This window comes from Cupriavidus sp. 96C5-1, assembly GCF_057798855.1.
In genome coordinates this window covers 44,518-56,278 of the sequence record NZ_JBYOJU010000038.1, presented here as the reverse complement: position 1 = coordinate 56,278, position 11,761 = coordinate 44,518, and the positions used below count along the sequence as shown (strand labels likewise).

The window sequence follows — 11,761 nt, the reverse complement described above, 5'->3', positions numbered from 1 at the left end:
CTTCTCAGCTGGATGTCCAGTTCCTAAAGTTCCGTTCAACCCATCAGACGGAACTACCCGATGTCCACCTTCACGCCATCGTTGCAACCTGTTAGGCCAATAACCGAATCCCAGGGTGCCCAACGCCACGTCGTCCAGCAAGCCTCCGGCCGGCGCCACGGCCCCGTGACCCGGGTATTCAGTCCCGGAGACATTGGCAACCAAGTCAAGCCCTTAGTATTCCTGGACTACTTCGACTTCCAGGCCACAGGCAGCGCGATGTTCCCAATGCATCCGCACTCGGGCATCGCCATGACGACCGTAGTGCTATCCGGCTCCATGCGCTACGAAGATACGACAGGGGCCTCGAGCGTGCTGGAGGCCGGCAATGTCGAATGGATGCGGGCGGGCCACGGCGTCTGGCACGACGTCTCTCCGGCCAGCATGGGGCGCTTTCGCGGCTACCAGTTGTGGGTTGCCTTGCCGGCGGCACTGGAGCATGCGCCAGCGCAGAGCCAGTACCTGCCGCCCGAAGCCGTGCCGCAATCAGGCCCGGCTCGCGTGATCCTCGGCCGCCATACAGGCGCGCACAGCCAGGTGGCCGCACCCGAAGATCTGCTGGTGCTGCATGTCCGGCTGCGTGATGGCGAACGCTGGCAGCTGACAACGGAGCCGGGCCACAACGTTGGCTGGCTCCATGTCTCCCAAGGTGCGTTGCACTTGGCCGGCGCGCGTATCGCGAACGAACTCGCTGTGCTGAACGAGAGTAGTGCCGGGATCGGCGTAGTCGCCGAAGGCGCGACGGAGTTCATCGTCGGCACCGCGGTCAAGCATCCTCATCCACTGGTGCTCGGGCACTACTCCGTCCATACCAGCCCCGCCGCACTGCAGCGCGGCGAACAAGAAATTGCTCGGCTCGGCGAGCAACTCCGCGCCCGCGGCCGAGTGTGCTGAAGCGCGCGTCAACACCGGGACCCGAGTTTCCACCCCCCTTTTTTGACGTTCGACATTTCTGGAACATGTCGGAGGACTTGGACCAAGGCTCGGTCAAAGGTCCAGGTTTTGCGCTGATACCGTGCAAGCAAGCAAATTCAGTGGGCTACAGCAAGCTACGAGATTTGTGCCGCTGGTGACAGCGCGAATGAGGCTCTCATGTCGCGTACTTCCTCGATAGGACTTCGGCCGAAGAAGCGCTTGAATTCGCGACTGAATTGCGATGGGCTTTCATAGCCGACTCGTGCCGAGGCGGACGCTGCGGTCAAGCCGTCACGAATCATCAATAGCCGTGCCTGGTGCAGCCTGGTCGATTTGATGTACTGAATCGGCGAGGTGTGCGTGACCGCCTTGAAGTGGGCGTGAAAGGCCGGAATGCTCATACCCGCCTCGCCTGCGAGATGCGTGACGTCCAGGCTCTGCGCAAAGTCGACATGGATGCGCCTCAGCGCCTTGGCGACCTTGCCGAATTGCCCTTGATGCGTCAACGCCGCGCGCATGGCGCCGCCTTGCTGCCCCACCAGCACCCGAAAACATATCTCCCGCACGATGGCCGGCCCAAGTATCTGGGCTTCGAGCGGAGATGCCAGGGCTTCGAGCAAGCGCAGCGTTGCATTGGCCAACGGACCTCCCAGCGGGGTCGAAACCATGCCTCGTGGCAAATCACTCGTGTGTTGGTCTGAGCGATCGATCGCCAACATCAAATCGGCCACATCGGTCAGGCTCAGGCGTATGGAAACGGCCAACATGGGTTCAGTCTCGCTGGCCTCGGTCTCGGTGGAAAAGGGCAAGGGAACCGACAACACCAAGTAGTGCTGAGCGTCGTAGACATAGACATCGCTGCCAAGGAAGCCGCGCTTGCGGCCCTGGCAAACGATCACGATGCTGGGTTCATACAGCACCGGCGTGCGTCCCAAGGGACGATCCGAGCGCATGAAACGGACGCTATCGAGCGTCGACAACGTATAGCCCTCGTTTGGCGCCAGTTGCGCCAGGAGTGCCGACATGCGCTGGGAAATAGGCTCATCGATCATCGTCATAGGTCACCGGTCAGGGCAGATTGCGTCGGTGAGGTTCTCCTCGAAGTTCCGGGATTGCCTGCTCCAGGGTAGCGCAGAACGATAGGAATAGGCAAGGAGCGCATAGATGTGGGTATTCGCGCCGCAGGGAGGCGTTCCTACCATGAGTCACCGGTGGACTGTCTCTGCCGACTACCTGCAAAAAGGACATTCCATGAGCTCCGACCAAGACAACGCCGCCCGCATTCGCCGCCTCTACGATGATCGAGGCCGCAGACATGCAAATTCGGGGACTGTCCGGGGATGCCGCCGGGCGACTTCGGGCTGAGCTTCAAGATCTTCAGAAGGCCAATGCTGCAGCACCTCCCAGAACTCCGGCGCGTGGCGAAGCCCTCCGAATGGAATGTGTGACCCAACAGCGTTCTGCCTTGAATGCGATGAGGCTGCGTGGAGAGATCGAGGGCGACGTATTTCAGACGCTTCAGCGCGAACTTGATTGGCTCCAGCTCGCGCATTCTTCTCACGGTGAAATGAAACTTGAGGAAGGGTAGAGGCCGCAGTTCCACTGTCCATGTGCGCCCGGATGCATCGGTTCGGGCACTGGGCCTTGCCACATGGAGTCCACCAAATTGGCTAGCAGTAGCTACCGCGCATCACACCGAGAGGATCGGTCAAATGAGGCTTGGAAGCCTACGCCTCGAATCACACATCACCGAAGGACGGAATATGAATGACGCCTCTGCAAGATACCAGACTGGTTTGGACTATCTCGCGATGATCGAGGGCCAACGCCCCCCTTCGCTGGAAGCCAATCTCAAAGACATCGCGCCTGACTTGGCGAGGCTGGCGATCGAGTTCGCCTACGGCGAGGTCTATCCGCGTCGCCACCTCGACCTGCGGCAACGGCAACTCGCCACTGCGGGTGCGTTGGCTGCGCTGGGACATGCCCGGCCGCAACTGAAGTTCCATCTCGGGGGAGCGCTCAACGTAGGCTGCAAGCCTGAGGAACTCGTCGAGCTAGCAATCCACATGACTGTCTATGCCGGATTCCCTGCAGCGATCAATACGGCGATGGTTCTGAAGGAGTTGTTCGAAGAGAGAGGCATCGCGCTGGTGTGCGACGCGGGCATGACACCTCGGAACCCGGATCAGACGCGATATGAGCAAGGCTGGGAGGGTCTGAAGGACATCGATGGCAATGCCGGCGAGCGCGTGATTTCTGCGTTGCAGGACATTTCGCCGGATCTTGGCCGGTACATCATCGAGTTTGCTTTTGGCGACGTGTACAGCCGCTCGTCCATGGACCTGCCGTCGAGGGAATTGGTGACCGTGGCGGCGCTCACCGCGCTCGGGACGGCTTTCGCTCAGCTAAAGGTTCATATGCACGGTTTCTTGAACGTGGGCGGAACGAAGGATCAACTGATAGAGATCATCACGCACACGGCTGTCTACGCTGGCTTCCCCGCAGCGATCAATGGGGCTTTGGCTGCGAAGGAGGTGATGGCTGAGCGCGAACAGCATCACGCAGCGCCCTGACCGTCTTCGCGGATGAGCACGTCCCTGTTGGCACATGACCAAGCGGGGATCGCTCCTGCCTTTGTGCCCATGGCCGCGCGAACCTGAAAGACTTTCAAGCGTGCGCTGGTTCATGCGCCATTCATTGTCCGCCGCGTGCCAAAGCCGGGGTTGGCTTGAACGGTCGTTGTTGGATACCGTGGCCGATTCTGGTGCATGGCGCTTTCGGGGCCGCCGCAAGCTCCGGCGTCTATCTCCACCGAATACGTCACGCTGCACGGGTGGACAAGTGACTACTCCTTTCGCTGCTTGGTCGCGGTAGCCGACAGCGGCTCGACATTCCTCTCGAAATAGGAATGGGCAAGAACCACATAGGTGCAGGTATTCGCGTAGAGGGGTGTCGTTCCTATCATGAGTTACCGGTTGACGATCTCTTCCGGCAACTCACGCAAAGGACATCTCATGACCATTACCAACGTTGCGTTCATGCGCACCAAGCCCGGACAGGGCACGGCATTGGGCGGCTTGCTGGCCGAGTTGGCGCCGATCTCCCGCGAGGAAGCCGGCTGCATTGACTTCGAGCTGCACAGATCAGTAGACAACCCGGATCTCTGGTTCGTCTACGAAAACTGGACATCCCGCGATGACCTGGACCAGCACTTCAAGACGCCGCATCTCCTGAAATTTGCCGAAGCCGCAGCGCCGCTGCTGGACGGCGAAATGGATCTGCGCCTGTTCTCCAAAGTGGCTGTGGTGGGCGCGAAAGGCTGATGTCATGCGAGCCCACCAGAAAATGATCTCGGTCCTTCTATCGGCTACCGCCATCTCGATCGGCCATGCCCAGCAAGCTCGCGAGACCCCATCAACCCGCGATAGCAGAGCCCAGGAGGCGCGCGCCATGAACCAGAACAAGTACGTCGGCATGTGGGTGACGGCCGATGGAAACATCCGCCACGCGCTGTTGCAGGGAGGCCGCTATGACGAAGCCCGAGGTTCGCGCAAAAGCGCCTATCAGGGTAGCTACCGCATCGAGGGCGACCACATCGACTACCGCGACGACACCGGCTTTACCGCCGGCGGCGATTTCCGTGATGGCGTCCTGTACCACGCCGGCATGGTGCTGTACCGCGAAACCACCCGCTGAAAAGGAGTTCACCAAAATGTCTGCAACCAAAAAACCGAAAATCATCCTCGTCACCGGCGCCAGCAGCGGTATCGGCGAAGCCACCACGCGGCTTCTTGCCAGCCAGGGACATCATCTCGTTGTCGGCGCGCGTCGTACGGAGCGGCTGGCGGCTTTGGCCGGGGAGATCCAGGCAAGCGGCGGATCGGTGCGTTATCGCGCGCTTGATGTCACGTCGGCAAAGGACGTCAATGACTTTGCCGAGTTTGCGAGAGATGCCTTCGGTCGGATCGACGTCATCGTCAATAACGCGGGCGTCATGCCGCTCTCGCCCTTGTCCTCACTCAAGGTGGACGAGTGGAATCGCATGATCGACGTGAACATCCGCGGCGTTCTGCACGGCATCGCGGCCGTGTTGCCCAGCATGGAGCAGCAGGGCCATGGCCAGGTGGTCAATGTTTCTTCCATCGGCGGGCTGGCTGTATCGCCCACGGCCGCGGTGTACTGCGCAACCAAATTCGCGGTGCGCGCCATCTCCGACGGCTTGCGCCAGGAGTCCGACAAGATCCGTGTGACCGTGATCTGCCCCGGCGTCGTCGAGTCCGAGTTGGCCGACACGATCTCCGATGAGACGGCCCGCAATGCCATGCGCGAATACCGCCGCATCGCACTGGCACCGGATGCCATCGCCCGCGCGATCGCCTACGCGATCGAGCAGCCGGCCGATGTGGATGTGAGCGAAATCGTCGTTCGCCCCACGGCCAACTCCCACTGATTCGACCGACTACGTATTTTCCGAAGGAATGAACATGACATCCAACGCATCCATCGCAACGCCGTTCCAGGACAAGGTCGCGATCGTCACAGGCGCTGCCAGCGGCATCGGACTCGCGACGACGAATCTCCTTCACGCGCAGGGCGCAAAGGTCATCGCCGTGGGAAGGAATTCAAACGTCGAAACGCTGGCCCGTCCCGGCATCGTTCCGCTCGTCGCTGATGTCGCGAACGAAGAGAGCGCGATACGCGCAGTCGCCTTGGCGAAGGAGAAGTTCGGAAGGCTCGACATTCTCGTGAACAACGCCGGCATCATCATCAACAAGCCGGTGGTGGAGATGACGCTCGACGATTGGAACGGAATCCTGGCAGTCAATGTGACAGGCGCTTTCCTGTTCTCCCGTGAGGCCATGCGCGCCATGATCCCCGCCAAGCAAGGCGCGATCGTCAACGTCGGCTCCTATGCGTGCTATCAAGCGTTCCCGAGCATCGCTGCCTACGCAGCGTCCAAGGGTGCTCTTGCGCAGTTGACCCGCGCGCTGGCGCTCGAAGCGATCGAAGACGGAATCCGGGTCAACGCGGTGGGATCGGGCGACGTCGTTACCAACATCACCAACAAGATCCATGCGGACGGTCCCGGGTTCCTCGCCGAGCACGGCAAGAACGCGCCTATCAAGCGCGCGGCACAACCCGAGGAAATTGCCGAAGTCATCGCCTTCCTGGCGTCTGACAAGGCCAGCTATCTCGTCGGCTCGGTGGTCATGGCCGACGGTGGAATGAGCGTCGCGCTCAAGTAGCGGAACGGCGGCGCAGCCGTCTGCGGGCCACCAGTCAACCAATCAATTTTTCTATTCCCCTTAAGGGAAATCGAGGGAACATCATGAAGGCAACACGCAAGACATGGTTCATCACGGGCGCCTCGAAGGGCATCGGCCAAACCTTGGCCCGTCATCTGCTGGCACGCGGCGACCGCGTGGCGGTGACCTCGCGAACCGTTGAGTCACTCGAATCCACTGTGGGCACCGCTTCCGACAGCCTGCTTCCGCTGCAAGTGGACCTGGCTGACAATCGCAGCGTTCAAAGCGCCGTCGACAGGACGATCTCGACCTTTGGCCGTCTTGACGTCGTCGTCAACAATGCGGGCTATGGCCAGCAAGGCACGATCGAGGCGCTGTCCGACAGCGAACTGCGCAGGAACTTCGAGGTGAACGTCTTTGCTCCCTTGAACGTGCTGCGGCATGCCCTGCCACATCTGCGGCGCCAGCGCTCGGGGCACATCATCAATATCGCATCCATCGTTGGTTTCCAGGGCGGCTATGCGGGCTGGGGCAGCTATGTGTCCAGCAAGTTTGCCCTGGCCGGCCTGACCGAGTCCCTGGCAGCCGAAGTTGCCGAACTGGGCATCACGGCGACCGTTCTCTATCCAGGGCCGGTGCGCACCGACTTCCTGTCCAGCGGCTCGTTGGTGATAGCACAGCGCAAGATCGATGACTACACCGAAGCCCAGGCCTCGTTGGACTTGCACCTTGGAACCTTCGCAGGACATCAGGCCGGCGATCCCGACAAGCTTGCCCTGTTGATCATGCAGGCCGCGGACGTCGCCAAGCCGCCGCTTCATCTGTTTGCCGGGCATGTCGCCAATGAACTGGCGCTGCAGAAGATGCAAGGCGTACGCCTGGACATCGAGGCATGGAAGGGGTCGGCAGAGGCCATCGATTTCACCGCTTGACCGAGCGCATGCTGAATGTGTTTGATCCGCCAGTGACGGTGTTTGACAACGGGCGCCGTCACACCTTGGAGAATCTACTATGTTCAAAGAAATGCCAGCGTCAAAAGCCTATCGTTTGCTGGAATCCGGCCCCATCGTGATGGTGTCTACGCGGGCGACGAATGGAAGCGATAACCTCATGACCATGGGTTTTCACATGATGGTGCAGCACGAGCCTGCCTTGGTAGGTGCAATCATTGGCCCTTGGGATCACAGCCATGAGGCGCTGCGCCGGACTGGCGAGTGCGTGTTGGCCATTCCGACCGTTGATCTCGCTAGGATCGTCGTTGATGTCGGCAACTGTTCTGGCTCGGAGACTGACAAGTTCAAGCGTTTCGGCCTGACGGCCCTTCCGGCAACTGATGTCCGCGCACCGCTGGTGGGGGAGTGTCTGGCTAACCTCGAATGCCGAGTTGCAGACACCTCCTTGCTTGATCGCTACAGCCTGTTCATCCTGGAGGTCAAAAGGATATGGGTGGATCAGGATCGTAAGGAGCGGCGGCTGATTCATCACGCGGGTGACGGCAAGTTCATTGTGGATGGGGAAACGATCGATTTGGGTGATCGGATGGTGCGCTGGCAGTATCTGATGGATTAGATGGCGTTGATCCCTTGACGCTTGCGGCTCGGCTTGTTGAGCCGAGCCTGCGCGCTGCGCTTGCCGAGAGGCGAGGGTGTGTGGTGGACAGGGTACGGGCGGCTTGCTGTTCCCTTCATCGTGCCACGGCGTTCTCGCCGTCAAGGGCGGTGCGTGCCTTTCACGCTGGCGGCCTATGACCGTCTGCGCCCCTTGACTGCTTGCGCTGTGCCGTGACCCGGAGGAGACGGGCAATTCCGCCCGGCGGCCTTCAGGAGTTCACCATGAACTACGCATTCATCACCGATGAGCAGCGTCTGGTGCTGCTGGCCAATGGCCGCGAATCGTTGCAGAACCCGGACTTCGATCCGCGCACGTGGTCAAGCTGTTCACGCCGGATGCCGGACCCGGCTGCTGACCGAGATTGACCCGGACGAGCATGACCATGCTTTCGGCTTGTGCGACCTGGGCCTGGGGATGCCTGAGCTGGGCTGGATCAGCCTGCAGGAACTGGCGGCCGTGCGCGGACGGCTGGGGTTGCCGATCGAACGCGACTTGCACTCTCGTGCCGGGAAGCGTCTGAGCGCCTAAGCGCGCGATGCTCGGCTGGCGGGGCGGATCGTCATCTGATCGGTTTTTGGGGCGCTTCAATGCGCCCCTTTGTTCTCTTGGTGCTCACCGCTGCTGACTGTGAGAGCAAAGCCATGACCCCTTCGACGGTGCGCCGCGACGCGGCGTCAAGACTCATCAAGGCGTCGCTCGCGGCGATCTACCAGGCTTTCGTGGTGCGCGAGGCTATGGCGAAATGGTCGGCGCCTGAAGGTGCGACTATGGCGATCCAGGTCTTCGAGCCGCGCATCGGCGGGCGGATCCAGATGACATTCACCTTCGCTTCGGCCCCTGGCAAGTCAACGGCCAACGCGGATGTGGTGGTCGGGAGCTTCGTCGCGCTGGTGCCGCAGCAGCGCATCGTCCAGATGTTCGAGTGTACCTCGACCGATCCGACTTTCGCCGGGATGATGACGATGCCCTGGGTGCTGGAGGTGGCAGCGGGCGGTACGGTCGTCACGGTCGTTGCCGAAAACGTTCCGTCCGGCATTTCTCAGACAGACCATGGGATCGGCATGAATTCGTTCCTTGCCCATCTCGCCGCCTACGTCCAGCGAGTCGTCGCCGTGGCTATTGGATCTGCCAGCATCCGTGGATGTATGGGGACTCTCCCCACCCTTCTACCCCCAGTAACTATTCCTGGTCGCGCGCCGCTTGCTTGATGAGCGTCGCGACCGCTTATGGCCCCGCGGCCGCCTTCGACTTTGCTCTGCCTTGAAGATGCGAGATAAATCTCTGCGCCACTTCCGAGAGCGGCTCATCTTTGCGCGTCAGCACGCCGAATGCCTTCAAGTCCAGCCCGATGACGATCGGCAGCGTTGCCAGCAAACTTGCCCTGACGTGATCCCGCACGACCGATTCCGGCAACATCGCGACGGCGTCACCGGACTGCAAGAGTTGCAAGGTTGCAAAAATCGAAGAGCACTCGATCACGTCTTCCGGAGTGGACACGTGCGCCTGCGCGAACTGCTCTTCCAACATCAAGCGCGCAGGGCTGGTCAGTGTCTGTAGCACCCATGGCCAGCGCACCAGCTCTTCCCATTTCAGTTGCTCGCACTGTGCGAGCGGATGTCCCTTGCGAACGACGATGCGTAGCGGTTCGTCGGACAGCGCCGAGAAGTCGAACTTGTTGTGGTCTAGCGGCCCGGTGAATCGGCCCACGGCGAGTTCGATCTCGTGCCTCTCCAGCAGAACGCCAATCTGGTCACTGGTATCGCCAAGGATTCGCACGTTCAGGCGTGGCCGTTCGCGCTTGATATCCGCCACCGCCGCGGCGACGAGATCCGGGGCCGCCCCCATGATCGCGCCGAGAACGAGATGGCCATGGCCACCACGCCGCTTGGTTTCGAGATCCTCCAGAAAGCGAGTCAGGCTAGCCTGCGTTTGCCGCGCGTATGCCACCACCTCCTGCCCCAGCGGCGTCGCCCTCATGCCGCGCGCGTGACGCTCAAAAATGGGGAAGCCAAAGGCTTGCTCGATATCCGCCAGCATCTTCGTGGCGGAAGGCTGGGTCACATTGATGAGCGCCGCAGCCTGATTCAACGTGGGTGTGTCGCTCAATGCACTCAAGAGAGCCCAGTGCTTGAGTTTGAGACGGTTCACCAAGCGGGGCGTCAACGGCATTTTCAGTCTCCTTCATATTCCAAAATGGAATTGCTTCTTCGTATCTTTCGATTGGAATGATATAGCGGCTCCACATACAGTTCAACGCATTCCACACCGACAGACAGGAGACACAATGAAGCTGATCCGCTATGGCGCGGCAGGCCAGGAACGGCCAGGGATGGTCGATGAACAGGGCCGCATCCGCGATCTTTCCGCCCACATTCCCGATGTCACGGGCGCCACCATTTCCCCGGAATCGGTGGCACGCCTGGCGGCCATAGATCCGGCGACCCTGCCGCTAGTGGAGGGCTTGCCCCGCGTTGGCCCTTGCGTTGGCGCGGTGGGCAAGATGGTTTGCGTCGGCCTGAACTATTCCGACCATGCGGCGGAATCCAATATGGCGATACCGACCGAGCCGGTGCTGTTCATGAAAGCCACCAGCGCAATCGTGGGCCCCAATGACGACGTCGAAATCCCGCCTCGCGCTGAGAAGGTGGACTGGGAAGTGGAACTCGGAGTGGTGATCGGAAAGACCGCGCGATATGTGTCGAAGGCGGATGCGCTGGACCACGTGGCCGGCTATTGCATCGTCAACGATGTTTCGGAGCGCGCATACCAACTCGAACGCGGCGGCCAGTGGGACAAGGGCAAGAGCTGCGACACATTTGGCCCGATGGGCCCCTGGCTGGTGACCAGGGACGAAGTCCCCGACGCGCAGGCGCTCGCACTCTGGCTAGAGGTAGACGGCAACTGCTACCAGAATGGAAACACGAGCACGATGATCTTCGACGTGTCGACGCTGGTCTCCTATATCAGCCATTTCATGAGCCTGCAGCCGGGCGATGTGATCTCCACCGGCACGCCTCCGGGTGTAGGCTTCGGCCAGAAGCCTGTTCCAGTCTATCTCGGCGCGGGCCAGGTCATGCGGCTCGGCATCACTGGGCTCGGCGAGCAGCGCCAGCGCACTGTGCCTGCCAATGTGGAGGGCGCGCGATGAACCAGCTCGACATGAAAGGCCGCGTGGCCATCGTCACTGGCGGCGCTCAGGGCATCGGATACGCCGTCGCGGAACGCATGCTGAGGTCGGGCGCCGAGGTGGCACTGTGGGATATCAACGAAGTCCAGCTCACCACGGCTCGTAACGCCCTGGCCCGATTCGGCAAGGTCACCACCGAAGTGGTTGAACTGACTGACGAAGCTTCCGTCGATGCCGCCACGAAGGCGACTCTAGGCAAGTTCGGCCGCATCGATGTCCTGGTCAACAGCGCTGGGATCACGGGCGGCAACGGCTCGACATGGGAACTGGAACCAGATGTGTGGCGCCGCGTGATCGAGGTGAACCTGATCGGCAGCTACCTGACGTGCCGCGCCGTCGCGCCTCAGATGATCAAACAGGCCTACGGGCGCATTGTCAACATCGCATCCGTGGCCGGCAAGGAGGGCAACCCCAACGCTTCACACTACAGCGCTTCCAAGGCTGGCCTGATCGGGCTGACCAAATCGCTCGGCAAGGAATTGGCTAAGAGCGGCGTACTGGTTAACGCGGTTACACCTGCCGCTGCCAAGACGCCGATCTTCAATTCGATGAAAGCCGAACACATCGAGTTCATGCTGTCCAAGATCCCCATGGGGCGCTTCCTTGAAGTTGACGAGGCCGCCTCGATGATCACCTGGCTGACAACCGAAGATTGCGCGTTCAGCACCGGTGCCGTGTTCGACCTCTCTGGCGGGCGCGCCACCTACTGAGCCTGGACGCAGGCCTGCATCAGTCAGGCCGCGATTTCATGGACCAAACATCA

Annotated in this window: 12 protein-coding genes and 2 pseudogenes; 12 read left to right on the top strand and 2 right to left on the bottom strand. The window is 61.0% G+C overall.

Annotated elements, in window-relative coordinates; translation table 11 throughout:
• Positions 1-60 precede the first annotated feature (60 nt).
• Entirely contained in the window at positions 61-933 is an 873-nt protein-coding gene (locus tag AC3FOF_RS32280) for a pirin family protein (RefSeq protein ID WP_488728918.1), read from the top strand.
• A gap of 155 nt (positions 934-1,088) precedes the next feature.
• Here AC3FOF_RS32280 and AC3FOF_RS32275 read toward each other — a convergent pair whose 3' ends face one another.
• On the bottom strand, positions 1,089-2,012 hold the full coding sequence (locus tag AC3FOF_RS32275; RefSeq protein ID WP_488728917.1) for an AraC family transcriptional regulator: 924 nt from the start codon (positions 2,010-2,012) through the stop codon (positions 1,089-1,091).
• A 705-nt stretch (positions 2,013-2,717) separates the two neighbouring features.
• On the opposite strand from AC3FOF_RS32275, the gene AC3FOF_RS32270 reads away from it, so the two are divergent.
• From AC3FOF_RS32270 to AC3FOF_RS32230, 9 genes and pseudogenes are all read left to right on the top strand, one after another.
• Positions 2,718-3,527 (top strand): carboxymuconolactone decarboxylase family protein, encoded by an 810-nt coding sequence (locus AC3FOF_RS32270; RefSeq protein WP_488728916.1) that lies wholly within the window; start codon positions 2,718-2,720, stop codon positions 3,525-3,527.
• A gap of 441 nt (positions 3,528-3,968) precedes the next feature.
• Positions 3,969-4,277, top strand: coding sequence for a putative quinol monooxygenase (locus AC3FOF_RS32265; RefSeq protein WP_488728915.1), 309 nt, complete (start codon positions 3,969-3,971; stop codon positions 4,275-4,277).
• Between the two features lie 127 nt (positions 4,278-4,404).
• On the top strand, positions 4,405-4,650 hold the full coding sequence (locus AC3FOF_RS32260; RefSeq protein ID WP_488728914.1) for an Atu4866 domain-containing protein: 246 nt from the start codon (positions 4,405-4,407) through the stop codon (positions 4,648-4,650).
• A gap of 16 nt (positions 4,651-4,666) precedes the next feature.
• Positions 4,667-5,404, top strand: coding sequence for an SDR family oxidoreductase (locus AC3FOF_RS32255; protein WP_276264644.1), 738 nt, complete (start codon positions 4,667-4,669; stop codon positions 5,402-5,404).
• A 34-nt stretch (positions 5,405-5,438) separates the two neighbouring features.
• A complete protein-coding gene (locus tag AC3FOF_RS32250; protein WP_488728913.1) occupies positions 5,439-6,200 on the top strand; it encodes an SDR family NAD(P)-dependent oxidoreductase in 762 nt (253 codons plus the stop codon).
• 83 nt (positions 6,201-6,283) lie between these two features.
• Positions 6,284-7,132: an SDR family oxidoreductase gene (locus AC3FOF_RS32245; protein WP_488728912.1), complete on the top strand. Its 849-nt coding sequence runs from the start codon at positions 6,284-6,286 to the stop codon at positions 7,130-7,132.
• Between the two features lie 79 nt (positions 7,133-7,211).
• Positions 7,212-7,769 carry a flavin reductase family protein gene (locus AC3FOF_RS32240; protein WP_488728911.1) on the top strand — a complete coding sequence of 186 codons (558 nt, stop codon included), beginning with the start codon at positions 7,212-7,214 and terminating at the stop codon, positions 7,767-7,769.
• Positions 7,770-8,032: 263 nt separating this feature from the next.
• Positions 8,033-8,339, top strand: a pseudogene (locus AC3FOF_RS32235) (DUF2958 domain-containing protein).
• A gap of 113 nt (positions 8,340-8,452) precedes the next feature.
• Positions 8,453-8,911: pseudogene (locus AC3FOF_RS32230) on the top strand (SRPBCC domain-containing protein); the annotation flags it as partial.
• 124 nt (positions 8,912-9,035) lie between these two features.
• Here AC3FOF_RS32230 and AC3FOF_RS32225 read toward each other — a convergent pair.
• Complete coding sequence (locus AC3FOF_RS32225) at positions 9,036-9,980, bottom strand: LysR family transcriptional regulator (protein WP_488728910.1); 945 nt, start codon at positions 9,978-9,980, stop codon at positions 9,036-9,038.
• Between the two features lie 115 nt (positions 9,981-10,095).
• Between AC3FOF_RS32225 and AC3FOF_RS32220 the strand changes: the two genes are divergently transcribed.
• Positions 10,096-10,959 carry a fumarylacetoacetate hydrolase family protein gene (locus AC3FOF_RS32220; protein WP_488728909.1) on the top strand — a complete coding sequence of 288 codons (864 nt, stop codon included), beginning with the start codon at positions 10,096-10,098 and terminating at the stop codon, positions 10,957-10,959.
• Positions 10,956-11,708 carry an SDR family NAD(P)-dependent oxidoreductase gene (locus tag AC3FOF_RS32215; RefSeq protein WP_488728908.1) on the top strand — a complete coding sequence of 251 codons (753 nt, stop codon included), beginning with the start codon at positions 10,956-10,958 and terminating at the stop codon, positions 11,706-11,708. Before AC3FOF_RS32220 ends, AC3FOF_RS32215 begins: the two co-directional genes overlap by 4 nt.
• Positions 11,709-11,761 lie beyond the last annotated feature (53 nt).

What these genes read in the sequence shown, in the direction of transcription:
- AC3FOF_RS32280 (WP_488728918.1), top strand. Translation starts at nt 61, where the DNA reads ATGTCCACCTTCACGCCATCGTTGCAACCTGTTAGGCCAATAACCGAA.
- AC3FOF_RS32275 (WP_488728917.1), bottom strand. Translation starts at nt 2,012, where the DNA reads ATGACGATGATCGATGAGCCTATTTCCCAGCGCATGTCGGCACTCCTG.
- AC3FOF_RS32270 (WP_488728916.1), top strand. Translation starts at nt 2,718, where the DNA reads ATGAATGACGCCTCTGCAAGATACCAGACTGGTTTGGACTATCTCGCG.
- AC3FOF_RS32265 (WP_488728915.1), top strand. Translation starts at nt 3,969, where the DNA reads ATGACCATTACCAACGTTGCGTTCATGCGCACCAAGCCCGGACAGGGC.
- AC3FOF_RS32260 (WP_488728914.1), top strand. Translation starts at nt 4,405, where the DNA reads ATGAACCAGAACAAGTACGTCGGCATGTGGGTGACGGCCGATGGAAAC.
- AC3FOF_RS32255 (WP_276264644.1), top strand. Translation starts at nt 4,667, where the DNA reads ATGTCTGCAACCAAAAAACCGAAAATCATCCTCGTCACCGGCGCCAGC.
- AC3FOF_RS32250 (WP_488728913.1), top strand. Translation starts at nt 5,439, where the DNA reads ATGACATCCAACGCATCCATCGCAACGCCGTTCCAGGACAAGGTCGCG.
- AC3FOF_RS32245 (WP_488728912.1), top strand. Translation starts at nt 6,284, where the DNA reads ATGAAGGCAACACGCAAGACATGGTTCATCACGGGCGCCTCGAAGGGC.
- AC3FOF_RS32240 (WP_488728911.1), top strand. Translation starts at nt 7,212, where the DNA reads ATGTTCAAAGAAATGCCAGCGTCAAAAGCCTATCGTTTGCTGGAATCC.
- AC3FOF_RS32225 (WP_488728910.1), bottom strand. Translation starts at nt 9,980, where the DNA reads ATGCCGTTGACGCCCCGCTTGGTGAACCGTCTCAAACTCAAGCACTGG.
- AC3FOF_RS32220 (WP_488728909.1), top strand. Translation starts at nt 10,096, where the DNA reads ATGAAGCTGATCCGCTATGGCGCGGCAGGCCAGGAACGGCCAGGGATG.
- AC3FOF_RS32215 (WP_488728908.1), top strand. Translation starts at nt 10,956, where the DNA reads ATGAACCAGCTCGACATGAAAGGCCGCGTGGCCATCGTCACTGGCGGC.